Raw genomic sequence first — 26,131 nt, forward strand, 5'->3', positions numbered from 1 at the left:
TACTTGCCTAGCTGCGCCAGGACAGCCAGTCCGGCACCGGCAGGTCTTTTTCGCGCAAAAACGCCGGATTGAACAGCTTGCTCTGATAGCGCATCCCGCCGTCGCAGAGGATTGTAACGATTCGATGGCCGGGTCCCAGCTTCCTGGCCAGGCGCAGGGCGCCCGCGACGTTGATCCCGCTGGATACGCCGAGGCAGAGCCCTTCGGACTCCAGCATGTCGAAGACCAGCGGCACCGCCTCGGCATCCTGGATCTGGAGCGGCTCGTCGATTTCGGCGCCGTCGAGGTTGTCGGTGATGCGCCCCTGGCCGATGCCTTCGCTGATGGAGCTGCCTTCGGCCTTCAGTTCGCCATGGGCGTAGTAGTTGTAGAGCGCCGCGCCCATGGGGTCGGCCAGGCCGATCATCACGTTCTTGTTGCGCTCCTTCAGCGCCATGGAGACCCCGGCCAGGGTGCCGCCGGTGCCGACGGCGCAGACGAAGGCATCCACCCGGCCGTCGGTCTGGTTCCAGATCTCCTGGCCCGTGGTCTCGTAGTGGCCGCGCCGGTTCGCCGTATTGTCGAATTGCCGGGCCCAGATCGCGCCGTTGGGGTCGCTTGCGTTCAGTTCCTTGGCCAAACGCTCGGAGACATGGACGTAGTTGTCCGGGTCGCGGTAGGGGACCGCCGGCACCTCGCGCAGTTCGGCGCCGGAGATGCGCAGCATGTCCTTCTTCTCCTGGCTCTGGGTGTCGGGGATGACGATGACCGTGCGATAGCCGCGGGCCCGGCCGACCAGGGCCAGGCCGATGCCGGTGTTGCCGGCGGTGCCCTCGACAATGACGCCGCCGGGCCGCAGGGCGCCGCGCTCCTCGGCGTCCTTGATGATCGCCCAGGCCGCCCGGTCCTTCACCGAGCCGCCGGGATTGAGGAATTCGGCCTTGCCGAGGATCTCACAGCCCGTCTCTTCGGAGAGCTTGCGCAGGCGAATGAGGGGCGTATTGCCGATCGTACCGACAAATCCATCGCTGACATCCATGAGATCCGGTTCCTTGCTAGGGGCGATTGGCTTGAGGCTATGGGCTGGAGGCATGGCTTGTGGCTTCCCCGACGGTTGGAGGCGGCTTAGCACTGCCTGAAAGTCCTCACCGGCGTCAGCCGGGAAGGGCCGGACCCGTCGGCTTGGGTCCCTATTAGGCAGTACGTCGCCGTAGATTACTTCCAAATACGCACAATCTCTGTGCAATTCAAGGCCAGCCACTGCAGGGCGACCACGGCGGTGAAGTTGGCGATGGCGCCCTCGGACAGCAGTTTCAGGGCCTGGGGGCGGGGCAGGGGCAGCACCCGGATGTCTTCGCCCTCGTGTTCCAGGCCATGCAGGCCGCCGGCCGCGCTGGCGTCGACCCTTCCGCAGAACAGCGTCAGGGTTTCCGAGGAGCCGCCCGGGCTCACGAGGTAGCGGCCGATCGGCTCCAGGGCGGAAATCTCGCAGCCCGCTTCCTCCATCGCTTCGCGGCGCACCACCGCTTCGGCCGTCTCGCCGGGATCGATGATTCCCGCCACGATTTCAATCAGCCAGGGTTCCTCGCCCGCGGCATAGGCCCCGACCCGGAACTGCTCGATCATTACCACCTGGTCCAGGGCCGGGTCGTAGAGCAGCACCGCGGCGGCGTGGCCGCGCTCGAAGACCTCGCGCCGCATTTCCGCGGTCCAGCCGCCGTCGAACTTGCTGTGGCGCAGGCGGTAGCGGTCGATCTGGAAATAGCCCTTGAAGGCCTCGGTCTTCTCGATGATCTCGATGCGCGGGTCGCGGTCGGCTTTGTCCATGCCTCTGGTCCTGGGTGATGGGCTTGTGGTGCTGTCTCAGACGGGTGTAACGCAGCATTGGTTTACGGCATCTCCGTCGCGCCGGATAGCGGCGGTCCAGCTTGCCAAGATATTGAATGGCATGTTCCGATCCTCCTGCCGGCGCCGGCGACCCTAGCTAAACGGAGACCACGTCCATGGCAATGAAGAGCGAGAAACTGACCTTTGCGGGCTCCAGCGGGGAGATGCTGGCAGCGCGGCTGGACCTGCCGGCGGGCCCGCCGCGGGCCTATGCCCTTTTTGCCCACTGCTTTACCTGCACCAAGGACATCTTCGCCGCCTCGCGGATCGCCGGAGCCCTCGCGGAGCAGGGCATTGCCGTCCTGCGCTTCGATTTCACCGGGCTCGGCGCCAGCGAGGGGGACTTCGCCAACACCAACTTCTCCTCCAACGTCGAGGATCTGGTGCGGGCGGCCGATCATTTGCGGGAGACCCGCCAGGCCCCGAAACTGATCATCGGCCACAGCCTGGGCGGGGCGGCGGTGCTGGCGGCGGCGGGCAAGGTGCCGGAGGCGGTAGCAGTGGCGACCATCGGGGCGCCGGCGGAACCGGCCCACGTGGCGCATCATTTCACCGAGGCGCGCGAGGAAATCGACGCCAAGGGCGAGGCGGAGGTGCTGCTGGTCGGCCGCCCCTTCACCATCAAGAAGCAGTTCCTGGAGGATATCGAGGCGCAGCGCCTGGAAGACGCCATCGCCGGCATGAAGAAAGCCCTGATCGTCTTCCATGCGCCCCGGGATCAGACCGTCGGGATCGAGAACGCGGGCAAGATCTTCGGTGCCGCGAGACATCCGAAGAGCTTCGTGTCGCTGGACGATGCCGATCATCTGCTGAGCCGGAAGGTCGATGCGATCTACGTCGCCAATGTGCTGGGTGCCTGGGCCGCGCGCTATCTGGGCGACCTCGATGTCGCGGCGGCGCCGGCGGCGCGGGCGGGCACCGTGGTGGTGCAGGAGACCGGGGAGGGGCGCTTCACTCAGGCCATCGCGGCCGGGCCGCACAAGCTCCGCGCCGACGAGCCGGAAAGCTATGGCGGACTCGATTCCGGCCCCTCGCCTTACGATCTGCTGCTGGCCGGTCTCGGCGCCTGTACCTCGATGACCCTGCGCCTCTACGCCGAACACAAGAAGATCCCTCTCGAGGGGGTCCAGGTGACTCTCACCCATGACAAGATCCACGCCGTCGACTGCGAGGAGTGCGAGACCAAAGCGGGCAAGATCGACCGGATCGAGCGGAGCGTGCGCGTGACCGGCGCTCTCGACGAAGACCAGCGCAAGCGTCTGCTGGCCATGGCCGATCGCTGCCCGGTGCACCGCACCCTGGAGAGCGAGGTCCAGGTCGTGACCAAGATGGCGGACTGACCCGCGGGCGTCGCCGGAACCGACCCAAGGGGTGCCGGGGCGGATGGGTCGCATATGGTTCAGGGATTGTCGCAAACCTACAACTCGCGGGTTTCAGGCGACGATAAAGTCTGCTAGGCTCTTGGTTGAAAAGAACAAAACCGATCCGGGCCAGCGGCGGGACAATGCGCCGCGGCACCCGGCATCGGCATAAGAAAGAGAGTTTTTTGAGCAACAGGGAAGGTTTGGGGTTTGCGGATAACCGCTGACAATTCGGGGTCAGCGGCCGAGGTAGGAGTTGACCCTGAGGTCAGAGCCGCTTGGCGGCAGGGGCCGCCGGTAGCGGCTTGTCAAAAGTGATCCACCGATCTTGCAGACCCTGGAAAGAGGGGAGCGCGCCTTTTGGCGCGCCTGAATTTTGGCAATCGATACGGTTTGACCGGCCACGAAAACGTGATCACGTTTGGATCCGGCAAGGCGGTCACATCGGTTCGTGAAGAGCGGGTTGGCATAAATCGAGCTGAGCCCTGACGCGGCATGCCGTCGGCAGGCTCCGAACAAGTTCACCAGGGAGACATGCATATGACTAAAGAGTTGGAAACCATCAACGGCAAGCCGCTTCACCCCGGCGTCGAAGAGCTTTGTGAGCAGTTCAAGAGCGGCAAGTTGGACCGCCGCGAGTTCGTGCGGCTGAGTGCCTTCCTGGGAGTTTCGGCTGCCTCGGCCTATGCCTTTGCGGGCGATCCCAGCGGCGGCCTCTTCAAGGCGGCGGCGGCGGAGACGCCGAAGGCCGGCGGCATCCTGCGCCTTGCCATGCTGGTCCAGGAGATGGTGGACCCGGCGACCTTCGATTGGACCGAGAAGTCGAACCAGGCCCGCCACATCGTCGAATACATGACCATCACCGGCCCGGATAACATCACGCGGCCCTACCTCGCGGAAAGCTGGGAGGCGTCAGACGACCTGAAGACTTGGACCTTCAAGCTGCGCCAGGGCGTCAAGTGGAACAACGGTGACGACTTCAACGCCGACGACGTGGTGTTCAACTTCACCCGCTGGCTGGATCCGAAGACCGGCTCGTCGAACCTCGGCCTCTTCTCGGCCATGACTGAGGAATATGACACGGGCGAGAAGGACGACAGCGGCAACCCCAAGATGGGCAACCGGATGACCGAAGGCGCGGTCGAGAAGGTGGACGACCACACCGTGCGTCTGCATCTCAACTCGCCGGTTCTGTCGATGCCGGAGAACCTCTACAACTACCCGACCGCCATCGTGCACCGGAACTTCGAGAAGGAGGGTGGCGATCTCTCCAAGAACCCGGTGGGCACCGGCGCCTTCGAACTGGTCGACTTTGCGGTCGGCGAGAAGTGCATTCTGCGCAAGCGCCAGGATCCCTACTGGGGTGGCGAGGTCTACCTCGACGAAATCCACTACATCGACACCGGGCAGGATGCCGCGGCGGCCATCGCGGCGCTGGCTTCCAAGCAGGTCGACGCCGTCTACCGGCTGGACATCTCCTCCATTGAGATCGCGGAACGGGTGCCCGGTGTAGTGATTTCCCAGGCCGTCACGGCGCAGACCGGCGTCATTCGCATGAAGGTGACCGAGGCGCCCTTCGACAACCCGAAGGTGCGGCAGGCAATGGCGCTGGCTGCCGACAATGATCAGAACCTCCAGCTGGCCCACCGCGGCCTCGGCTCGATCGGCGAAAACCATCATGTCGGCGAGATCCATCCGGAGTACGCCAAGCTGCCGCCGCTGAAGCGCGACGTGGCCAAGGCCAAGGCTCTGCTGGCGGAAGCCGGCTATCCCGACGGTCTCAAGGTGACCTGCAATGTCGGCAACACCGACGGCACCTGGCAGCAGGATTCGGTCCAGGTTCTGAAGGAACAGGTGGCCGAGGCCGGCATCGATATCGGCATCAACGTCATGCCGGCGGCCCAGTATTGGGAAGTCTGGGACAAGGCGCCTTTCAGCCTGACCGCCTGGACCCACCGTCCGCTGGGCACCATGGTCTTGAGCCTGGCCTACCGGCGCGGCGTGCCGTGGAACGAGGCGAGCTACGACAACCCGGCCTTCGACGAGGCCCTGAACGCGGCCGAAGCCATTCTCGACGTGGAAAAGCGCCGCGAAGCCATGGCCAAGGTGGAAAAGATCCTTCAGGACGACGCCATCATGGTTCAGCCCTTCTTCCGCTCGGTCTTCACCGCGACGACCGACAAGGTCAAGGGCTACAGCACCCATCCGACGCTCTATCACCAGTTCAACGGCGTCTGGCTGGCATAGTGAGGAAGAGGCCGCGGAGCTTCGGCGCCGCGGCCTTCTCGATTTTGGGCGCCGGGATGACCCGTCGCCACCGCTTCGAAAGTCCGCAGGTCTGAAGAGTGCGAAGCGCTGCAGACCGCTATCGGGGGGACGGGAAGGCTAGGAAGCGATGCTGATATTCATTGCGCGACGCATAGGCACCATGGTGCTGACGATGCTGGTCGTGTCTCTGCTTCTGTTCTTGCTGCTGGAGATCAATGTCGAGGGCGTGGCCATCAAGGTCCTCGGCCCCTACACCTCTGACGAGCAGCGCGAGATCTGGCTGGAAGACAACGGCTATTTCGATCCCATGCCGGTGCGCTACGCGCGCTGGGTCGGCAATGCTGTGGTTGGCGACTTCGGGGATTCGGTGCGCTTTAAGGTGCCGGTCTCGGAGATTCTGCCGGGGCGGATCTGGAACACCGCGATCCTCGGCTTCTGGGCGCTTCTGATCGCTTCCATCATCGGGCTGTTCCTGGGCGTCATCGCCGGTATGCGCGAGGGGTCCGGACTTGACCGCACGGTCTCCGTCGGCTCCATCGTGACCACCTCGGTGCCGGAGATCGCCAGTGCACCGCTGCTCTCCGCGCTCTTCGTGTTCTATCTGCCCCAGGTGATCGGCTGGGGCCTTCCCGGAACCAGTTCCATGGCATCCGGCTTCGACTGGGTTCAGCTGGTGCTGCCGATCATGGTGCTGGTGCTTTACGACTTCGGCTACATCGCGCGCATGACCCGGGCCTCCATGGCCGAAGTCATGATGACCCACTACATCCGCACCGCGGTGCTGAAGGGCCTGCCCTACGGAACGGTGATCCGAAAGCATGCCCTGCGCAATGCGCTGATCGCGCCCTTCACGGTGATCATGCTGCAGATCAACTGGCTGCTGTCGGGCGTCATCGTCGTCGAGGTCTTCTTCGCCTACAAGGGCTTCGGGGCGCTGCTTCTGGAGGCTTCGCTGAACCAGGACATCTTCCTGATCGAGGCCTGTGCCATGGTGGCGGTCTTCGTTGCCGTGGGGACACAGACCCTGGCCGACATCGGCTACACCTACCTCAACCCCCGTATCCGGTTCAGCTAGGAGGGCGCGATGACGGAAGATGCCATTTCGGCCCCGCGCCGCGAGTCCTCTCTGATCCGCCTCGTCAAGGGCATGGCGCTGATCCGCGAAAGCTGGGTCGGCATGATCGGCCTCGGGATCATTTTCTTCTGGGTCTTGGTGGCGTTCTTTGCCGATGTGCTGGCGCCCTTTCCGCCCAATTCCCCCGGGGCGCCGATGACCTTGCCGGGCGGCCCGGCCATCGACGGCACCAGCATTCACTGGCTGGGCACCGACCATCTGGGGCGCGACATTCTCTCGCGGATCATCTACGGCTCGCGCCAGGTGCTGCTCTATGCGCCCCTGGCCACGGTCTGCGCCTATGCGGTGGGCATTCCCATGGGCCTTGCCGCCGGCTACCGCCGCGGCTTGACGGACGATGTGCTTTCGTTCATCGCCAACGTCATTCTCTCCTTCCCGGTGCTGGTGCTCTACATCATCATCATCGCCACCATCGGCGCTTCCGGCTTCAACATCGTGATCGCCGTCACCTTCGCCTCGGCACCCGGCATCATGCGTATCGTGCGCGGACTGGTGCTCGACCTGCGTAATCGTGAGTACGTCTTCGCCGCCGAGACGCGTGGCGAATCGTCCTGGCGGATCATGATGGTGGAGATTCTGCCCAATGCGCGCGGCCCGCTGATCGTCGACTCCTGCCTGCGCCTGGGTTACGTGATCATCACCATCGGGACGCTCGGCTTCCTAGGCCTCGGCCTGCCGCCGCCCGATCCCGACTGGGGCGGGATGATCACCGAGACCCGGACCTTCATTCCCTTCATGCCGCATATGGCGGTCTTCCCCTGCATTGCGATTTCCTCGCTGGTGCTTGGTTTCAACCTGCTGGCCGACGGCCTGCGCGAAGTCTCCTTGCGGGACTAGAGGAGGACGTCATGGCAAACGGCGGAAACGGCTACGACGGCCCGGTTCTGGAGTGCAGGGACCTCTGCATCTCCTATTTCACCCGGGCCGGCGAAATCCCTGCGGTGATCGATTTCAACCTGACCCTCGAACAGGGCGGGTCGGTGGGCCTGGTGGGCGAGTCCGGTTGTGGCAAGTCCACGGTCGCCATGGCCATCATGCAGTACCTCGGCAAGAACGGCGCCATCGTCGGTGGGCAGGTGCTTTACAAGGGCCGCGACCTGTCCTCCTTCAGCCAGGAAGAGTTGCGCCAGTTGCGCGGCAACGAGATCTCCATGGTCTACCAGGAGCCCATGGCCTCGCTGAACCCCAGCATGACTCTGGGCCGGCAGTTGATGGAAGTGCCACTCTGTCACGAGGACATCAGCGAGAAGGAGGCCTACGACCGCGCCGCCCAGATCCTGGCCGACGTCAAGCTGCCGGACCCCGACCGGGTGATGGCAGCCTATCCGCATCAGATTTCCGGCGGCCAGCAGCAGCGCGTGGTCATCGCCATGGCGCTGCTGTCCAATCCCTCGCTGCTGCTGCTCGACGAGCCGACGACGGCCCTCGACGTGACGGTGGAGGCGGGCATCGTCGAACTGATCGGCGAGATCGCCGGGCGCTTCAACACCTCGATGGTCTACATCTCCCACAATCTGGGACTGATCCTGGAGACCTGCGACCGGGTCAACGTCATGTATTCCGGGGTGGTGGTGGAGCACGGCTCCGTCTCCGAGGTCTTCGACCACATGCGCCACCCCTATACCAAGGGCCTGTTCGGCTGCATTCCCCTGCCCGGTGCCGACAAGACTGCGCATCCCTTGGTCCCCATCCGCGGGCAACTGCCGCTCCCCCACCAGCGCCCCAGCGGCTGCTACTTCGGGCCGCGCTGCGACTTCTTCACCGGCGGAACCTGCGACCAGGACGGGCTGCACATGACCGAGGTGCCCAACGAGCCGGGGCATACCGTGCGCTGCCGCCGCTGGCAGGAGATCGATTGGGACAGCTACAATCCCGAGGGCGTGGGGGCCGGCGACATGCAGGCCGGAGACGTGGTGCTCTCCATCGACAACATGAAGAAGTACTACGAGGTCACCGACAACTCGATCGCCGCCATGATCAAGGGCAATCGGGTGCGCCACGTCAAAGCCAACGAGAGCATCACCTTCGATGCACGCTCCTGCGAGACGGTGGCCATCGTCGGCGAGTCCGGCTGCGGCAAATCGACGTTCGCCAAGGTGCTGATGGGCCTGGAGACCGCCACCGAAGGCAAGGTGGTGTTCAACGGCAAGGACATTTCCCAGGAGGAGGTCCAGAAGCGCTCGCCGGAGCAGATCGGCTCCATGCAGATGGTCTTCCAGAACCCCTTCGACACCTTGAACCCCAGTCACACGGTGGGCTCCCAGCTCGCCCGGGTGATCCGCAAGTTCGGCGTCGAGACCGACAAGCACAAGGTCGAGGCCCGGGTCATGGAACTGCTGGATCTGGTGAAGCTGCCGCGCGAATTCGCCCGGCGCAGGCCGCGCCAGCTTTCCGGCGGACAGAAGCAGCGCGTCGGGATCGCCCGGGCCTTTGCTGGCAATCCCTCCACGGTGGTCGCCGACGAGCCGGTCTCGGCGCTCGACGTTTCCGTGCAGGCCGCGGTGACCGGGCTGTTGATGGACATCCAGTCCACCTATCGCACCACGCTGCTGTTCATCAGCCACGATCTCAGCCTGGTGCGCTATCTGGCGGACCGGGTGGTGGTGATGTACCTCGGCAACATCGTGGAGCAGGGGACGACGGACGAGGTCTTCGCGCCGCCCTATCACCCTTACACGGAGGCGCTGCTCTCGGCGGTTCCCATCGCCGACACCTCGGTGGAGAAGAAGCGGATCATCTTGGAAGGCAATCTGCCCTCGGTCACCAACCCGCCGAGCGGATGCCCCTTCAACACCCGTTGCCCGCGCAAGATCGGCGAGATCTGCGAGACCCAGGCGCCGCCGACCTACGAACCGACGTCGGGACACCAGATCGCCTGCCACCTCTCGGTTGAGAGTTTTGAGGCGATGCAGCCGGTGATCGTGCAGGCGGACCAGCCTGCCAGCCCGGCAGCGGAGTAGAACCCCCGGCCGCTCCGTTCTACCCGGACTACCGCTTCTGCGCCGCCGCGTTGGACCAGCGGAGCCTTGTGGCCGCCGTCATGCGGTCGTACCCTTTTGCCATGAATCACGGGGTTGGTGTCTCAATGGTTAATGGCCGGACCGGGGGACTGTGGCGCCTGATGGCGATGACTGCCTGCGTGGTTGCCGCCGCGGTCCTGTCGGCCTGTACCGTAGAGGTCGGCCCGCCGCCCGAGTCGGACCCTCCGTTGGTCGCGGAGCGGGAGAAGCAACCACCGCCGCCGCCACAACCCACCGAACCGCAGGCCTGGTCCCGGGACATCAATTTCGAGGGCGGGGAGCAGCGGGTCCAGCGCGATCAGATGGCCGAGGGACTGGTCGGCGAAGCGGAAGCGCCCAATTACAGCGGGGAGCGCCTCACCTATGAGAGCGCCCTGTCCGGCGAACGTCCGCCGACGCCGGCCGAGCTGATGCGCGAACGCGCCCGCCAGCGGCTTCTGGAGGCCCAGGGCGGGGCAAACGGGACGGCCGCGGTGCCGCCGCCGCAGATCGCCGCCGCGCCTGTGGCGGACGTCAGCACTGAATCCCTGCCGGCCCAGGGTGACCAGGATGGCCAGGAGATTGAGACGGCGGAGCAGGCCCCGACGCCGCCCGTTGCCGCGGACGCGGCCGCGGATGCGATGGAGCCGATGTCTGAGGACCCGGTCGCCACGCCCTCCGCGGAGCCGATCGCAAGCGCGTCGAACCCGGACGCGGCCCCGGCCACGACCCCGACCACGACCCCGGCGGATGCGGGCGAAGACCAGACCCTGGCCGTGGCGCAGCCGACGGTCGCCGACCAGAAGCGCGCCGATCTGTCAGCCTCGGCAGAGGGCTCCAGTGCCTCGGTGACCGAGGAGGAGACGGCAGCGCTGCCTCTGGAGCCCTGGGATGCCCCTGCGGGCACCATTCTGGTCCAGGTCTCTGCAATCCAGGACAGGGGAAAGATCGCCGGCGAGTGGCAACGTCTGAAGGCGGGCTACCCCTCGGTCCTGGGTCCGCTGCGTCTGGTGGTGGAGGAGGCCAAGCTCGGCGACAAGGGGGTTTTCTTCCGTGTGCAGGCCGGCGGCTTCGCATCCCAGGAGCAGGCGGAAGAAGCCTGCTCTGTGCTGACGGGGCAGGGTCAGGCCTGCTTCGTGGTCGAGCGGCCCGCAGGGACGCAGGCGGAGTCTTAGGCGGAATCTCGGGCGGGTTAGCGCGTGATCCTGATTTCGCTGTCAGTGACGGTGGCAAAGGGGACACGCATTGCGACCAGCTTCCATTCCGGTCCGCGGCCTTCCGCCCAGTGGCGAAACTGCTGCTTGGCGCGGTGCACCACCTCGTCTTCGCTCTGCTCGTGGGCACTGATCACCTGTTGGTAGATCTCCAGGTGAATCTGATGCTCATCGTCGTCCAGCTGAAGCTTCACATCGTACTTCGGCATGGATTTGCATCCTGCTTTGATTTCATCGACCTTTAGGATCATGGGCTAAGACCCCTTGAGCTTTCGTTAAGTGAGCCGCAGGCCGGTTCGGAGCTTTGGTTAAGACTTCCTTAATCCCGGCTTGATAGCTCTCTAGTCGACGAATCGTTAACCTTGGTGTCATTTGAGTTAATATCGTTCTTTGTGAAACCCGGTGTCAGGGTTGGGATACGGGGGCAAGGATGGGCCGGACCGCTCAGCCACTTTTTGAAGGAATGATCGGGAGTCTGCGCGGAACAGGCATGCCCCTCGGAGAGACAGGCCAAAGCATCGATCATTGGGATCCGGCGACCTTCGCCGGGCGGGCCATCGAACGGCTTCCCGTCGCCGTGGCCATCGCTGCGTGCAATGGCATGCAGAGCGAACCGTCGCTGATCTACGGCAACGCCGCCTTTGTCCGCCTGACGGCAACTGAGCCGTCGGCAGAGGCGCCGCGGCCGCTGTTGCAGTGCCTGGGCGCCGAGCGGAGCGTGGCAGAGGACCGGCGGGCCGCGCGTTGCCTGGATGACGGAGAGGGCTTTGTCGAAACGCTCTCCGCCTGTGTGCTCTCTGAGACGAAGAAATCGCTGCGCTGTCAGTGGGAACCGCTCGGCCTCGCTTTCGGCGGCGCGCCCTGCTGGACCGTGACCCTGACCGAGATGGAACAGCCCAGCAGCCTTCCCGACAGCGAAGACTGCCTGCGCATGGTTCTGGAGTATGCGCCGCTCTACATCAACTTCAAGGACCGGGAAGGGCGTTACATCGCCGCGAGCCGACAGTGGCGCAAGCTGCATAATCTCACGCCCCGGGAGCTGGCCGGCCGCCTGCCCGAGGAGATTTCGGAAGACAAGGACTGGGCCCGCCAGACCAGCAAGGCCGATCGCGAGGTTCTGGAGAGCGGGCGCCTCTTCGCCCAGGAAGAGTCCCTGATCATCAATGGCGAGTCGCGGACGGTCCTGACCATCAAGTTCCCGCGATTCGGATCCGACGGAGAGATCATCGGACTGGGCACCCTGGGAAGCGATCTGACCGAGCGCAAGCGCGCGGAGCGGGCGCTGCTCCTCAGCGAGATGGAAGCCGCCCGGACCAAGGCCCTGCTCTCGGAAGCCGTCGAAAGCATGACCGACGGCTTCGTCTGGTACGGCGACGACGGCAACCTCATCCTCTGCAATCGCAAGTATCGGGAGCTCTTTCCGACGGTAGCGGAGGATCTCTGCCCCGGCGCGAACTACAACGACCTGGTGAAGCTGGCCTTCGACCGCGAGCAGTTCTCGGTTCTGGCGGTCGAAGAGTCCAGCCTGGAGGAGATGTCGCGGGCGGACTACATCAGGCAACAGCCTCGGTTCCGCACCAAGACCAGCGAGGGGCGCTGGATCGAGGCCCGCAATCACCCGGTGGAGGCCGGCGGCTTCATCGGTATCCGCCTGGATATCACCGAACAGGTTGCCGCGGAGGAAGCGCTGAAGGAGAGCGAGCTGCGCTTCAAGGATTTCGCCCAGTCCGGCCCCGGGGGCTTCTGGGAAATGGACGAGAACCTGCGGATTATCTCCTTCTTCGACGTGCAGACCGCCAGCGGGCGCTCGCGCCCCCTCGCGCAGGAGGCCATCGGCCGAACCCTCTGGGAGCTTTTTGCGGTCGATGTAGAGCAGCACGCCCAGTGGCAGAATTGCCGCAGGGATCTGGAGCTGCGGCGGCCCATCAAGGACCTGCGGGCGGCCTATCGCGACGAGGCCGGGCGCCACTACTTCTGGCGCATCAACGGCAAACCGCACTATGACCGGGCCGGACGTTTCAGCGGCTATCGCGGCGTGGCCGAGGACGAGACGGCGGAGGTGGAGGCGCGGCGGCGCGCGGAAGCGGCGGAGGCGCGGCTGATCGACGCCATCGAGAGCATGTCGGAAGGCTTTGCCCTCTACGATGCCGAAGACCGGCTGGTTCTCTGCAACAGCAACTACCGCAGCATCTGCGCCAACGGCGGTGCGCATGTGGTTCCGGGCATAGCCTTCGAGGAAATCATCCGCATCAATGTCGCCCATGGCTATATTCCGGGCCTGCAGAGCGGACGGGCCGTGGAGGATTGGATTCAGCGCCGCCTTGCCAAGCACCGCTCCGCCAACAGCTGTGTGACGCAGCGCTGGTCCGACGGGCGCTATTTCATGGTGATGGAACGGCGCACGCGCGAGGGGGGGATCGCGTCGATCCTCAGCGACATTACGGCCTTGCAGAACGCCCGGCGGGATGCGGAGCGTGCCAACGACGCAAAAACACGATTTCTGGCCGCCGCCAGCCACGACCTGCGCCAGCCCCTGCACGCGATCGAGTTGTTCATCGCGGCCCTGGATGCGACGGTCGAGGGCGAGGACGCCCACGAAATCGTCGCCGACCTGCGCGAGGCCTCGGAGGCGGCGGGACGGCTCCTGGACGCGCTCCTGGACATCTCGGAGCTGGAAACCGGCAAGCTCGAAGGACAGTTCCAGTCGTTCCCCGTGCAAAGGGTTCTGGACGGGATGCAGAAGGTCTACAGCCAGCAGGCGCGTCAGAAGAACCTGACTTTGCGCGTGGTCCCCTCAACGCAGTTGGTCTATAGCGACCCCGTCCTGCTGGAACGCATCCTCAGCAACCTTCTCTCCAACGCGGTGCGCTACACCGAGGCGGGGACCATCCTGCTTGGCTGCCGCCGGCGCGGGAGAAAGCTGTGCATCGAGGTCTGGGACACAGGTCCCGGAATTCCCGAAAACGAACGGGTCGCGGTCTTCGAGGAGTTCCACCAGCTTGAGAACCCTGCCCGGGATCGACGGAAAGGCGTTGGCCTGGGCCTTTCCATCGTTCAGCGGCTGGCCAACATCCTGGGTCACGAAGTCCACCTGCGCTCGCAGCCGGGCCACGGCAGCATGTTTGCCGTCGAGCTTACGCTGGCGGATACCACCCACGCCGTGGACGGCCCCCGCCGCTCAGCCGCGATTTTGCCACCGCCGCTGCAGGGCCTTCGGGTCTTGGTGATCGAGGACGATATCCAGGTTCAGAAGGCCATGTCGGCGGCGCTGGAGCCCGCGGGATGCCGGGTTTCCGTCGCATCGGACCATCAGCAGGCCCATGAGCTACTGTGGGAGCTGGATGCAAAGGTCGACCTTATCGTGTCCGATTACCTCTTGCCCATGCAGGTCAACGGAGTCGAGACGGCCCTCAGTCTGCGCCGCGCCTGCGGCCGGCAAATCCCCGTCCTGATCGTAACCGCCGATCAGGGCGAGGGCCCGCGCCGGGAGATTGCCGCCCAGGGCTTCAATGCCTTGCAGAAACCGGTCAGTTTCGAAGCGCTGCAGTCCGCCCTCACCAACCTGATCGAACGCGAAGACGACGATAGCTGGGGCTCAGCGGCAGAATAACGTAGGGGATGGCTTACAGTCCTCTTGCGCCGCCGCTGCGGGCGTGAGCGAATAGCGCCTGCGTCGCGTCAATCAGCTTCGGACCTTCTCTTGGCCCCTGCGCCGATCGACAATTACTGGCTGCTGCTCGTCCTTGTTGCAGGGCTGATCCACCTGTCCGGCATTTTCTCGGCCCTTCACGCCGTGGTCCGCACCCGCACGGCACAGGGGGCCGTTGCCTGGACCATCTCGCTGATCACCTTTCCTTATCTCGCGCTGCCGCTCTATTGGGTTTTCGGCCGCGGCAAGTTCCACGGCTACGTCGCCGCGCGGCGCAGCGGCGACTTGAAGATCCACCACATCGCCGCCGATCTGCGCAGGCGTCTGCACGGGCCGCAGATCCGCTTCGATAGCGGCGGCAACGACAGTCTTGCTGTGTTCGAGCGCCTGGCGGGCATGCCCTTCACGGCGGGAAACCGCATCTCGCTGCTGCAGGACGGCGGCGCCACCTATGGTGCCATGTTCAGTGCCATCGACGCCGCGGACCGCTATGTCCTGCTTCAGTCCTACATGATCCGCGATGACGATCTGGGCCGCGATCTCAAGGCGCGCTTGCTGCGCAAGGCCGCCGACGGCGTTGCGGTCTATCTGCTCTACGATGAGATCGGCAGCTACGGACTGCCGGCGGAGTTCGGTGCGGAGTTGCGGGCCGGCGGCGTCGATGTGCGGGCCTTTTCGACCACCCGGGGCCGGGTCAACCGCTTCCAGCTGAACTTCCGCAATCACCGCAAGACCCTGATCGTCGATGGCCTGACCGCTTTTGTCGGCGGCCTGAACTTCGGCGACGAGTATCTCGGGCGCGACGGAGCCGTCGGTGCCTGGCGCGACACCCATGTGCACTTCGCCGGGCCCGCCGTGCAGGCGGTCCAGTTGGCCTTCGTCGAGGACTGGTACTGGGCGGCCCGTGACGTGCCGGAGCTGTCCTGGAATCTCCAGGAGGGGAAGGGCGAGATGGCGGCCCTCGTTCTGCCCACGGGGCCGGCGGACTATTGGGACAGCTGCGAGCTCTTCCTGATCGAGGCCGTCTCCCGGGCGAGGCGGCGAATCTGGATCGCCAGTCCCTATTTCGTGCCCGACGAACAGATCCTTGCCGCCCTCCAGCTTGCCCGCCTGCGCGGGGTCGAGGTTCGGCTGCTGCTGCCCAACAAGGCCGATCACATGCTCGTCGACAGGGCCAGCTATGCGCACTATCCGATGGCCGAGCGCGCGGGGATTGAGATCTATCGTTATGAAGCCGGCTTCCTGCACCAGAAGGTCCTGCTGATCGATGACGAGCTGGCCTCCGTCGGCACGGCAAATCTCGACAACCGCTCCTTCCGCCTGAACTTCGAGATCTCGCTGGTCGTCTGGGACGCCCGTTTTGCCGAGCAGGTTGAGGCCATGCTGCTGCGCGACTTTACGGTCAGCCGGCGGGTGATTGCCGGTGAGCTGGACGAGAAGTCTCTCTGGTTTCGCTTCGGGGTCAGCCTGTCGCGCCTGCTGGCGCCGATCCTGTGATCCGGCGGCGAGTGGGCTCGCAGGCCGGCTACATCTTGCTGAAAGCGTCGATGGTGCGCAGCGCCGCCGGGCCGATGAGCACGACGAACAGTGGCGGCAGGATGAAGACGATCATCGGCACCGTGAGCAGGGCAGGCAGGCGGGCCGCCTTTTCCTCCGCCTTCATGGCGCGTTCCTCGCGGGACTCCGCCGACAGCACGCGCAGCGAATGCGCCAGGGGCGTGCCGTAGCGTTCCGCCTGCAGCAACGTGCTGACCATGCCGCGCAGAACGGTAAGGTCGGTCCGCAGGGCGAGGTTCTGCAAGGCCACGCGCCGGTCCGGCAGGAAACCGAGCTCAAGGCCGGTGAGGCTGAACTCGTCGGCCAGCTCCGGCGCGGTCCTCTGCATTTCGTCGGCCACGCGCAGCAGGGTCGCGTCCAGGCTGAGGCCGGCCTCCGAGCAGATGACCATCAGGTCGAGCGCGTCAGGCAGCGACTTGCGGATGGCCTCGCGTCGTTTCTGGGCTGCATTGCGCACCAGGATGTCCGGCAGGTAGGCACCGAAGATCACCGCGCCCAAGGCGGCCCCAGCCTTGCCCACCGGGCTCAGGTTGTAGGCGTCCAGGCCGTAGATCAGAAAGGTCGCAATGCCGCCGAAGGCGAAGGGCAGGGCGAGCTTGAAGAAGAAGAAGCGGACCACGGCATCCTTGCTGCGCCACCCCGCCTGCATCAGCTTCAGGCTCACCTTCCGCGCCTGGGCGCTGCGCAGCAGCTTCAGTTTGTCGACCACCTTGTGCATCAGGGTGAGGCTGGGGAGCTGAGCCTCCCGACGGCGCGGCGTCATCATCCCGGCGCGCAGGTCGCGGCGCTGGTCGGCGATGAGCTTGGCCCGCTTGCTGGTGGCGTCGCGGTGCAGCAGCGCGAACCAGACCGCCAGGATGCTGACCAGGACGGAAACGCTCGAGAGGGCGACCAGCAGGTCCTCCACCGACATGCCGGCGGGCAGGAGGTCTTCCAGCGTCATATCTCGAACTTCACCATGCGGTACATCACGCCGGCGCCGACGGCAAAACTGAAAAGTCCCAAGAATACGAGGAAGATACCGCGCGGGTCTTCAGTAAGATCTGAGATGTATCCCGGATTGACCAGAAAGATCAGCAGCGCCATCACAAAGGGCAGGGAGCCGATGATATAGGCGCTGGCCTTGGCTTCCGAGGAGAGCGCCTTGATCTTCAGCTTGAGCTGGCGCCGCCGGCGCAGGACGTCGGACAGATTGGCCAGGGTCTCGGCCAGGTTGCCGCCGGTCTCGGCCTGGATCGAAAGGGCGACCGTGAAGAAATTGAACTCCTGGATGTCGAGCCGGCTGGAGGTATCCCAGAGCGCTTCTTCGAGCTGCTCGCCGAGCCGGACCGCGTCGGTGATCCCGGTCAGCTCGGTGCCCACCGGATCGACGATCTCTTTCCCGGCAGTCTTGATGGACTCGGTGATCGGCAGGCCGGAGCGCAGGCCGCGGACCATCAGGTCGATGGCCTCGGGGAAATGGGCGATGAAGCGGTTGCGTCGGCGGCGGATGAGAAAGCTGAGACCGGCATGGGGCAGCATGATGCCGGCGAACAGTCCGAACAGTGCCGCGACGATGAGTGGAATGAAGCTGACGAACCTGAGTCCGCCGAAGGTCGCGATGCCGAGGATCAGGCAGATCAGGAGATAGCGGCCGAGGGAGCTGTTGAAGCCGGCGCTGGCCAGGCGCAGGCGCAAGAGCTCGGGGCGCGGCAGCAGGCGCTTGATCAGCGTGTCGATGAAGGCGATTTCGCTGTCCGTGTTGGACCGACGGATGGAGACGATCTCCTGCGGCGTCATCTCCTTGTTGTTCGCCGCCTTGATCCGTTCGATCCGCCGTTTGGTCTGCTTCTTCGCCTTGTCGCCGCCGAAGACCAGAATGAAGATGACCAGCGCCACCAGGGCCGGCAGCACGACCAGCAGCAGCTCCACCGAGACGGGGCCGAGGCCGTATGGCAGGTTGATGGTCATCCCATGGCTTCCAGCAGCGTCTTGTCGAGCCCGAAATAGGCGGCCTTGGGCAGGAAGTGGGGCCGCAGGCCCGACGACTTGAAGGTGCCGAGCAGCAGGCCGTCCTTGCCCTCGCCCTGGAACTCGTAGGTGAAGAGGTTCTGGGTGGTGATGATCTCGCCTTCCATGCCGACGATCTCCTCGACATGGGTGATCCGGCGCATGCCGTCACGCATGCGCGAGACCTGGACGATCATGTCCACCGCCGAGGCGATCTGCGTCCGCACGGCGCGGGCCGGCAGGTTGATGCCCGCCAGGCCGATCATGTTCTCGAGGCGGGTCAGCGCCTCTCTGGGCCGGTTGGCGTGGATGGTGCCGAGGGAGCCGTCGTGGCCGGTGTTCATGGCCTGCAGCATGTCTACGGCCTCGGAGCCGCGCACCTCGCCCAGGATGATGCGGTCGGGGCGCATACGCAGGGCGTTCTTCACCAGATCGCGCATGGTGATCTCGCCGCTGCCCTCCAGGTTCGGCGGCCGCGTTTCCAGGCGCACCACATGGGGCTGCTGAAGCTGCAGCTCGGCGGCGTCCTCGATGGTGACGATACGCTCGCCGGGGTCGATCAACTGCGACATGGCATTCAAAAGCGTCGTCTTGCCGGAACCCGTACCCCCGGAGATCAGGATGTTGAGCTGGCCGCGCGCCGCGATCTTCAGCACCGTCGCCATCGCCGGGGAGATGTTGCTCTGGCGCTGCATCACATCCAGCGTGATGCCTTTCTTGGCGAACTTACGGATGGAGATCGAGGGGCCGTCGATGGCCAGGGGCGGAATGATGATGTTGACGCGGCTGCCGTCCAGCAGGCGGGCGTCGACCAGCGGCGTGGTTTCGTCGACGCGCCGGCCGATCTGCGAAACGATCCGACGGGCGATGTTCAGCACGTGCTCGTCGTTCTGGAAGCGGACGTCCGTGACCTCCAGCTTGCCGCGGCGTTCGACGTAGATCTGATGCGGGCCGTTGACCATGATGTCGGTCACCGACTCGTCGGCCAGCAGCGGTTCCAGCGGCCCCAGGCCCAGCATGTCGTCGAGCATGATGTCGACGATGGACTGCTGCTCGGGGCCATTGAGGTTCAGCTTCTCGTCGATGACGATCTCGCGCACGATCTCGCCGATCTGGCGGGTCAGGTCGTCGCGGGGAAGCTGGGAGGCGGCGGAGACGTCGAGACGCTCCATCACCAGGGGATGCACCTTGCTCTTGGCTTCTTCGATGATCGGCGTGTGCTTCGTCGCCTTGCCCTTGGGGTGGCCTTCCGGCGGCGTGACGGCGCCACCCTGGGCCTCGGGCACGGTGCCCATGATCTGCTGGCGTTCCTCGGGCTGCAGCGCGCTGCACTGAAGCAGCCAGTCGATCAGCCCGGAAACCAGCTTACGCCGCTGCAGAAGGCCCAGCTTGGTGCCGCTGCGCTCGACCTCGTTGGTCAGCAGGTTGCCGATCCGCAGGGCCAGCTCGGGCCGTGGGATCATCGAGACATCGTCGTCTCCGAAGAGGGAAAGGACCGCGGGCTGCAGTTGCCGCCGGACGGCATCGAGGTTGCTGTCGTCGACGCTCTCCGCCTCCGACTCCGCCTCCGGCCCGATGTTGGCAACCCCCGTCACGGCGTCCTACTTTCTGCGGAAGAGTCGTCCCAGACCCTTCTTCTTGGTGGCCTTGCCGTCCTTCTCCTCCTTGAGCTCAGGCAGCTTGATGTCGCCGGCGAGCTTGCGGATGGCCTTCGAGACCTTCGCCTTGGCATGGGACTGGGCGAGGGGCTTGCCGGTGTTGGCCGCCGAGTTGAAGGCCTTCGGCTCGTCTGGCAGCAGGAGGTCGACCTTGTGCTCGAGGGCGCGCTGAAAGTCCTTGAGCTGCATCGCCTGCTTGCCGCCGGCGGCGCGGTTGGCAATCACCCTGACCTTGGTTTCCGGCGCGACTTCCTTGATCCCGGCCAGAATCCGCAGCGAGTCCCGCAGGCCGGAGAGGCTGAGCTCGGTGATGAGGAGAATCTCGGTTGCCGCCTCGAAGACCCGGCGCCGCACCGCGTAGGCACTGCGCGGAACGTCGATGACGATGGCGTCGTTGATGCGCCCCAGGGCCTCGAAAAGGGCCTCCACGGCATTGGGGTTGAAGTTTACCTCGGCGGTCAGATTTTCTTCGGTGGCCATGACCGAGAGTAGGTCGGTCAGCTTCGCCATGGCGCTGGAGATGAACAGACCGTCGACGCGCGCCGGGTTCTCCAGGGCTTCGCGGAGGCCGCGGGTCGGCTCGATGTCCAGGGACAGCGCGATGGTGCCGAACTCGAGATCCAGGTCGACCAGCGCCGTCTTGCGCTTCATCTCCTCGCTCAGGATCCAGGCGAGGTTGACGGCCAGGGTGCTGGAGCCGACACCGCCGCGCGAGCCGATCACGGCGATGCGCGCCTTCTCCTCGTGGACCACCTCGGGCGCGGCCGGGTCGTCGCTCTCTTCGGTCCGGTTGAGGGCCGAGGCCAGGGCCTTCTCGGTGACCGGCTTGACCAGATAGTCGGTGGCGCCGGAATCGACAATCTCCCGATAGACGGCGATGTCGTTGACGGTGCCGATGCCGATGATCTTGGTGGTCTCGGGGATTGCCGCCCGCAGGGACATCATTGCGGTCTGCGGCGAGGCCGCCTCCGACACGTCGACGATCAGCACCGAGGGGGGGACGGTGGAACTGAGGAACTCGATGGCGCGGTTGGGACCGCCGTCCCTCAGCAGGGGTTCGGCGAAGTATTCTCTCAAGACCGAATCGACGACGGAGTGCGTCTGATTGTCGCCGACGAAGGCGATGCACTCGGCCGCGGTCGCATCGGCGGACTTATGTTCCAGGACGCGCTCTGCCACGCTCATTGCGACTTGGTGTCCTCGGTGTCCAGAGGTGTGATCTTGCCGACCCGGTAGCGCTGGATCGAAAGCGACTGCGCCTCGCCGTCACCCGGCTCCAGGGTGCGGCCCTGCACGAGATCGGCCGGATTGGCCACCATGACGCCGAGATTGTGGGCATTGGAGCAGCCGAAGGCGGGATCGAAAGCCGGGGGGTGCGGCTCCAGCGGCTGCGGTTGCGAGCAGTCCGGCAGGATCGGCATGTATTTGGCGAGGGTCAAACGAACCTCGTTGCCGCCGGGCGGCGCCGCCGGAACCTCTTGCGGCTGCTGGCCCAGGACCGTTTCGTATCCGCGGTCTGCCAGGGCCATGCGCACCGACTCCAGGCGCTGCAGCGCCAGGCGGTCGTAGCGGTTGGCCGCGCCGCTGCCGGCGCTCAGCAAGACGGTGGTTCCCGGATCGGGGGCCGCCTCCATGATCAGGGCGTCGATGGCATCCTCTGCACGCCGATCGAGGATCGCCGAGCCGTCGCGAAACAGCACCGACTGCTGAAACACGATGGCTTCCGCCTGGTTCTCCGGGGTCGCGGGGATCTGCTGCCACTTGGCGTGGTAGAAGACATGGTTGATCACGTCGGCGACCGCCTGGGCTTCTTTCGGGCGGTTCGGATCGCCCTCGCAGCCGGCCGCCAGCAACGCGAGCGCCAGGGCCGCGGTCAGCCGTCTGCACATCGGTCCGCTCATCTTGCCGCTCCTAGTCCAGTTTGAAGCCGGTGTTCTTGTTGCCGCCGAGGCTCTCGGCCTGGGCCGGGCTCAGCGGAACCGTGGCGGCGGACTGCGAATCCTTCTGCTCCGGCACCTGGCTGGTGGCCGGCGGCGGCGCCCGATAGGGATCGAGCGGCGTCTTCAACTCGTTGGCATCCACCGGGCGCACGATGTAGGGCGTGACGATGATGACCAGCTCGGTCTCGTCGCGCTCGAAGCGATCGCTCTGAAAGAGAGCACCCAGAATCGGCAGATCGCCGAGGCCGGGAATCTTGCGATGCTCCTGGCGGGTGCTGTCCTGGATCAGGCCGGCGATGGCGAAGGACTGGCCGGAGGCAAGCTCCACCGTCGTCTCGGCGCGCCGCGTGGTCAGCGAGGGGATCGACAGCCCGCCGGCCAGCACCTGGACGGCGTTGGAGAGCTGGCTCACCTCCGGGCGCACACGCATCGAGATGCGGCTGCGGCCGAGCACGGTGGGGGTGAAGGCCAGGCTGACGCCGAATTGCTTGAACTCGACGGTGATGGTGTCTTCGTCCTGGGAGACGGGGATCGGGAACTCGCCGCCGGCCAGGAAGCTTGCGGTTTCGCCCGACAGCGCCGTCAGATTGGGCTCGGCCAGGATGGCGACCAGATTGTCTTCCGCCAGAGCGTCGATCAGCGCATCGACGGAGGCATCCCCGATGTTGCCGCCGGCGAACAAGGTGTTGATGCCGGCGGTGGGCGGCAGGGACTGCAGCGCGAAGTCGAAGCTGCCGTCGATGACGAAATCCCAGTTGAAGCCGAGCTGATTGATGATCTCGCGGGAGACCTCCGCGATGCGGACCCGCAGGTTGACCTGGTTCGGCGCCGTCACCGCGAGGCGGTTGATGATCTCCTCGCCCTCGGCAAGGAAGCGCGCTGCCAGCCGGCGGGCGTCCTCGGACTCGTTGGCCGAGGCCACGTTGCCGGAGAGCACGATGGCGCCGTCGACGGACATGACCTCGATCTGGCCGTCGGGCACCAACTGATCCAAGGCGCTTTCCAGGCGCTGCAGGTTGTGGGTCACGTGCACCGCGACGTTGGCGATGACGTTGTCGTTGGCATCCAGGGCATAGAGCGTGGTGGTGCCCACGACCTTGCCGAACAGGTAGAGCAGGCGGTCGGATTTGGCGCTGATGTCGGCGATCTCGGGATTGGCGATGAAGACCGAGGTCATGGCGCGGTCAAGGCGGAGGAGTTGGCCTTCGTTCAGCTCGATCTCGATCGGCTCGCCATTGGTCGGAACCGCCCGGCCCTGCAGGGCCGCCGAGGCCGGTTCCGCCCAGGCGGCGACCGATACGATCAAGGCGATCGCCAGCCAAAGCCTTGAAAACACGCCCATAAAATCCACCATCTAGAAGCGCAGCTGCTGGACCTGATTACCACGCGTTACGTTAACAACCTTCTTATTGCCCTGATGACCGTTCCTCAGACCGACCAGCCGGCTGACCTCGGTGTCCCAGGTGTAGGTGTCGCCGCGCTCCGGGTCCGGCTCCTCCAGCGGCTCTTCCTGGGCCACCAGGTTCTCGAGCTCTTCCTCGTCCTTGGCCAGGCTGCGCAGGCTGATGGAAAGCGCCCCCAGCTCGCGCACAACCGAGAGCATCTCAGTCTGCTTGGGAGTCACCTCTAGCGTGAAGTTCTTGGCGTATTTCGGCTCGGTGCCGCTGTCGTCGGTGATCTGGTCGATGGCCAGCACCCGGACGTTCTGCAGCACGGTCTCGCTGGCCCGGCGTTCGATCACCTTCTCTCCGGTCCGGTCGGAGATCGTATGTGTCAAAATGATGTCAATCCGGTCGCCCGGAAACACCAGGCCGCTGACCCCGGAGGTGGCGTTGACCCGGATGGCGATGGCGCGATAGCCGGGGCGCAGGACCGCCGCCAGAAAGCCGCGCTCGCCGGGGCGGATGACCCGCTTGGGCGTGATCGGCTCGCCGGCGGTGAAGCCGCGGCGCACCACCGCACCGTAGAAGTTCTCGGGCTGAACCTCCTCGTCGGTGAAATAGTTCTCCGGGATGTCGTCGTCCGGCCAGATCTGCCAGCGCAGCTGTTCTTCCTGGATGAACACGCCGGTGGGCAGGGCGACCTTGGCGACCAGCACCCGGATACCCTCGGGCTGGGGCGCCTCCTGGACGATCACGTCCGGCTTGGCCCTTTGGCTGGCCAGCCAACTGCGCGCCACCAGGGCGGTGCCGACGGTGATCAGCAGCGCAGCGGCAATGAGCATGATGTTTCTGACTGACATCGCATCGATCTCCTAGACGCAGCCGCAGTCGGCCGTGAGGCCGGCGAGAGCAAACAGGATGAGTGCGGCAGATGAGGGGAGCAGCAGGCGTGACGTCATTGCCTAGACTCCCATGAGCAGCTGCAAGGCCACGTACATGCCGCCGGCGGCTATGGCGACGGCATAGGGCATCGGCTGCTTGCTGAAGGCGGGATCGCTGGTGGCGTAGAAGATGGCGGCCGGGGTTGCGGCGCGCATCAGCTTGTGACGGATCCACAGCGCCACGGCCAGCAGGCCGCCGGTCATCGCGGTGTAGAACAGCATCGGGACGAACAGCGAGGGGCCGGCCCAGAGGGTCACCGCGGCGAACAGCTTGACGTCGGCGCCGCCGCACCAGCGCAGGGCGAAGAAGGCAAAGCCCGCCAGAAAGACGATCCCGGCATAGATCAGACCGCCCAGCCAGTCGATCGCCCCGCCGGAGGCGATCACGAAGGACGGATAGAGCGCGAGCAGCGCCAAGCTGAAGCGGTTGGGAACCGTCAGATTGCGGCAGTCGCTGGCGGCGGCCATGATCAGCAGGCCGGCGAACGCCAGGATCGTGAACTGCGCTGTCGCGAGGGATAAATCCATAATCGGTCCATCCAGAAGGAGCCTCTTTGGCGCTGCCGCTCCCATGACCGTCTCCTCGGAGAGGGAACCGAAAGCGCCGAAAGAGAGATAGGGCCACGGGGTCGCAACCCCGGGCCCTATCTTTCTGGTGTTGAGCCGGCGGGCCCGGGGGCCCGCCGGGTCAATCCTTACGGCGCCGCGGGAGCGCCACCGCCGCTGCCGACGGCATTGCCGAGCTCGTTGGCGACGCGGTTGAACATGGTGCCCAACGAGTTACCCAGAGAGCCAAGCGCCGCGATAGCAGCAACCGAAACGAGGGCGGCGATCAGGCCATACTCAATAGCCGTCGCACCGGATTCGTCCTGAAGAAAGGACTTAATGGTGTTCATCATGATTGCGACCTCCAATGCACGCATATCCTGGGCGATAATCGGCCTATCGCCTTAAGAAAGGGTAAAAGAAAAACGGTTTTTGGAGACCGGTACTAAAATACTACCAACAATAACTTGCAGTTACTTGTATAAATGTTGATTAACTTCAGGCTATATTGAGTTAAATTTTATGCTTTTATTATTTGATTTAATACCTGCTCTGCAAGGACGCCGGATCTAGCCGGCTTCGCGCCGGGACAGGCTTCCAGGGGAGGGGACCTCGGTCCTGTCGTGGAACTTGCGGTCAGGGGCCAGGGGCGGGGCCGGCAGGGTCAGGTAGTGCAGGCGTTTCATTTCGCGGCGCCCCAGGGAGACGGAGTCCAGGATCAGCCCGCAGGCAACCCCCAGGGAGGCAAGCAGCATCAGGGCGCAGACCAGAACGGCGGTGGGCAGCCGGGGCACAAGCCCGGTTTCGAAGTAAGTCACGAACAGCGGTATGGCGAGGCCGATGGCACTCACTGCCAGGACGGCGGCACCGGCGGAGAAGAACGCCAGGGGCCGCTCGTCCTTGGCCAGCCGGACGATGGTCCTGAGGATCCGGAAGCCGTCGCGAAAGGTGCTGAGCTTGCTTTCGGAGCCTGCCGGGCGTTCCTTGTAGGCGGTGGGCTCCTCGGCCACGGGCATGCGCAGTTCCAGGGCGTGAACCGTCAATTCGGTCTCGATCTCGAAGCCCTTCGCCAATGCCGGGAAGGATTTGACGAATCGGCGGGAAAAGACCCGGTAGCCCGACAGGATGTCGCCGAAGCGCTTGCCGAAGAGGTGACTGACCAGGCCGGTGAACAGCCGGTTGCCGAAGCGGTGTCCGGCCCGATAGGCCTCGGTCCCCGAGTCCTGACGCGCGCCGTTAACCATGTCGAGCTGCTGTTGGCAGAGCAAGGCGATGAGACGCGGCGCGGCGGCGGCGTCATAGGTGTCGTCGCCGTCGGCCAGCACGTAGATGTCGGCCTCCACGTCGGCGAACATCCGGCGCACGACGTTGCCCTTGCCGCGCAGGGCCTCGCAGACCACCGTGGCGCCGGCTTCCCGGGCGACGGCCGCGGTGCGGTCGCTAGAGGCGTTGTCGTAGACGAAAATCCGTGCGGCCGGCAGGGCGGCGCGGAAGTCGCGCACCACCTGGCCGATGGCCGCTTCTTCGTTGTAGCAGGGCAGCAGCACGGCAACGGACGGCCCATCCGCCGGCCATCTGGCCGCCAGGGCTGCCTGCTGCGCGTGAACCGGGTTTTCCTGCGTCATC

21 protein-coding genes are annotated in these 26,131 nt (G+C 65.2%); 8 read left to right on the top strand and 13 right to left on the bottom strand.

The window, feature by feature from the left end; all coding sequences use genetic code 11:
- Nucleotides 1-7: 7 nt before the first annotated feature.
- The gene (locus Q0996_RS17710; protein WP_299622744.1) at nt 8-1,018 is read right to left on the bottom strand and encodes a cysteine synthase A; all 1,011 of its coding nucleotides are present in this window, start codon (nt 1,016-1,018) and stop codon (nt 8-10) included.
- A 176-nt stretch (nt 1,019-1,194) separates the two neighbouring features.
- Nucleotides 1,195-1,806, bottom strand: a complete 612-nt coding sequence (locus Q0996_RS17715; RefSeq protein ID WP_299622747.1) for an NUDIX domain-containing protein — start codon at nt 1,804-1,806, stop codon at nt 1,195-1,197.
- Nucleotides 1,807-1,982: 176 nt separating this feature from the next.
- Between Q0996_RS17715 and Q0996_RS17720 the strand changes: the two genes are divergently transcribed.
- The 6 genes from Q0996_RS17720 (at nt 1,983) to Q0996_RS17745 (ending at nt 10,804) form a co-directional block, all read left to right on the top strand.
- On the top strand, nt 1,983-3,206 hold the full coding sequence (locus Q0996_RS17720; protein WP_322096745.1) for a bifunctional alpha/beta hydrolase/OsmC family protein: 1,224 nt from the start codon (nt 1,983-1,985) through the stop codon (nt 3,204-3,206).
- A gap of 561 nt (nt 3,207-3,767) precedes the next feature.
- Entirely contained in the window at nt 3,768-5,474 is a 1,707-nt protein-coding gene (locus tag Q0996_RS17725) for an ABC transporter substrate-binding protein (protein WP_299622749.1), read from the top strand.
- 148 nt (nt 5,475-5,622) lie between these two features.
- Nucleotides 5,623-6,570: an ABC transporter permease gene (locus Q0996_RS17730; protein ID WP_299622752.1), complete on the top strand. Its 948-nt coding sequence runs from the start codon at nt 5,623-5,625 to the stop codon at nt 6,568-6,570.
- Nucleotides 6,571-6,579: 9 nt separating this feature from the next.
- Complete coding sequence (locus Q0996_RS17735; protein ID WP_299622754.1) at nt 6,580-7,467, top strand: ABC transporter permease; 888 nt, start codon at nt 6,580-6,582, stop codon at nt 7,465-7,467.
- A gap of 11 nt (nt 7,468-7,478) precedes the next feature.
- On the top strand, nt 7,479-9,590 hold the full coding sequence (locus tag Q0996_RS17740) for an ABC transporter ATP-binding protein (RefSeq protein ID WP_299622757.1): 2,112 nt from the start codon (nt 7,479-7,481) through the stop codon (nt 9,588-9,590).
- A gap of 161 nt (nt 9,591-9,751) precedes the next feature.
- Nucleotides 9,752-10,804, top strand: a complete 1,053-nt coding sequence (locus tag Q0996_RS17745; RefSeq protein ID WP_299622760.1) for an SPOR domain-containing protein — start codon at nt 9,752-9,754, stop codon at nt 10,802-10,804.
- 17 nt (nt 10,805-10,821) lie between these two features.
- Here Q0996_RS17745 and Q0996_RS17750 read toward each other — a convergent pair whose 3' ends face one another.
- Nucleotides 10,822-11,094, bottom strand: a complete 273-nt coding sequence (locus tag Q0996_RS17750) for a hypothetical protein (RefSeq protein WP_299622762.1) — start codon at nt 11,092-11,094, stop codon at nt 10,822-10,824.
- A gap of 239 nt (nt 11,095-11,333) precedes the next feature.
- Between Q0996_RS17750 and Q0996_RS17755 the strand changes: the two genes are divergently transcribed.
- Complete coding sequence (locus tag Q0996_RS17755; protein WP_299622765.1) at nt 11,334-14,453, top strand: PAS-domain containing protein; 3,120 nt, start codon at nt 11,334-11,336, stop codon at nt 14,451-14,453.
- A gap of 90 nt (nt 14,454-14,543) precedes the next feature.
- Complete coding sequence (gene cls, locus Q0996_RS17760) at nt 14,544-15,989, top strand: cardiolipin synthase (protein WP_299622768.1); 1,446 nt, start codon at nt 14,544-14,546, stop codon at nt 15,987-15,989.
- A 28-nt stretch (nt 15,990-16,017) separates the two neighbouring features.
- Here the strand turns inward: cls and Q0996_RS17765 are convergent, their stop codons facing one another.
- From Q0996_RS17765 to Q0996_RS17810, 10 genes are all read right to left on the bottom strand, one after another.
- Complete coding sequence (locus Q0996_RS17765) at nt 16,018-16,992, bottom strand: type II secretion system F family protein (RefSeq protein ID WP_299622770.1); 975 nt, start codon at nt 16,990-16,992, stop codon at nt 16,018-16,020.
- On the bottom strand, nt 16,989-17,999 hold the full coding sequence (locus tag Q0996_RS17770; RefSeq protein WP_299622772.1) for a type II secretion system F family protein: 1,011 nt from the start codon (nt 17,997-17,999) through the stop codon (nt 16,989-16,991). Before Q0996_RS17770 ends, Q0996_RS17765 begins: the two co-directional genes overlap by 4 nt.
- On the bottom strand, nt 17,996-19,633 hold the full coding sequence (locus Q0996_RS17775; RefSeq protein ID WP_299622775.1) for a CpaF family protein: 1,638 nt from the start codon (nt 19,631-19,633) through the stop codon (nt 17,996-17,998). Before Q0996_RS17775 ends, Q0996_RS17770 begins: the two co-directional genes overlap by 4 nt.
- A gap of 6 nt (nt 19,634-19,639) precedes the next feature.
- The gene (locus tag Q0996_RS17780; protein ID WP_299622777.1) at nt 19,640-20,881 is read right to left on the bottom strand and encodes a CpaE family protein; all 1,242 of its coding nucleotides are present in this window, start codon (nt 20,879-20,881) and stop codon (nt 19,640-19,642) included.
- Nucleotides 20,878-21,597, bottom strand: coding sequence for a CpaD family pilus assembly lipoprotein (locus Q0996_RS17785; protein WP_299622779.1), 720 nt, complete (start codon nt 21,595-21,597; stop codon nt 20,878-20,880). Before Q0996_RS17785 ends, Q0996_RS17780 begins: the two co-directional genes overlap by 4 nt.
- 10 nt (nt 21,598-21,607) lie before the next feature.
- On the bottom strand, nt 21,608-22,972 hold the full coding sequence (locus Q0996_RS17790) for a type II and III secretion system protein family protein (RefSeq protein WP_299622781.1): 1,365 nt from the start codon (nt 22,970-22,972) through the stop codon (nt 21,608-21,610).
- An 18-nt stretch (nt 22,973-22,990) separates the two neighbouring features.
- On the bottom strand, nt 22,991-23,878 hold the full coding sequence (gene cpaB / locus Q0996_RS17795; RefSeq protein ID WP_299622784.1) for a Flp pilus assembly protein CpaB: 888 nt from the start codon (nt 23,876-23,878) through the stop codon (nt 22,991-22,993).
- 102 nt (nt 23,879-23,980) lie between these two features.
- Nucleotides 23,981-24,487 carry a prepilin peptidase gene (locus Q0996_RS17800; RefSeq protein ID WP_299622787.1) on the bottom strand — a complete coding sequence of 169 codons (507 nt, stop codon included), beginning with the start codon at nt 24,485-24,487 and terminating at the stop codon, nt 23,981-23,983.
- Nucleotides 24,488-24,654: 167 nt separating this feature from the next.
- Entirely contained in the window at nt 24,655-24,858 is a 204-nt protein-coding gene (locus Q0996_RS17805) for a Flp family type IVb pilin (RefSeq protein ID WP_299622788.1), read from the bottom strand.
- A gap of 216 nt (nt 24,859-25,074) precedes the next feature.
- Complete coding sequence (locus Q0996_RS17810) at nt 25,075-26,130, bottom strand: glycosyltransferase family 2 protein (RefSeq protein ID WP_299622791.1); 1,056 nt, start codon at nt 26,128-26,130, stop codon at nt 25,075-25,077.
- Nucleotide 26,131 lies beyond the last annotated feature (1 nt).

This window comes from Pelagibius sp. (assembly GCF_028289705.1).
Lineage (GTDB): Bacteria > Pseudomonadota > Alphaproteobacteria > Kiloniellales > Kiloniellaceae > Pelagibius.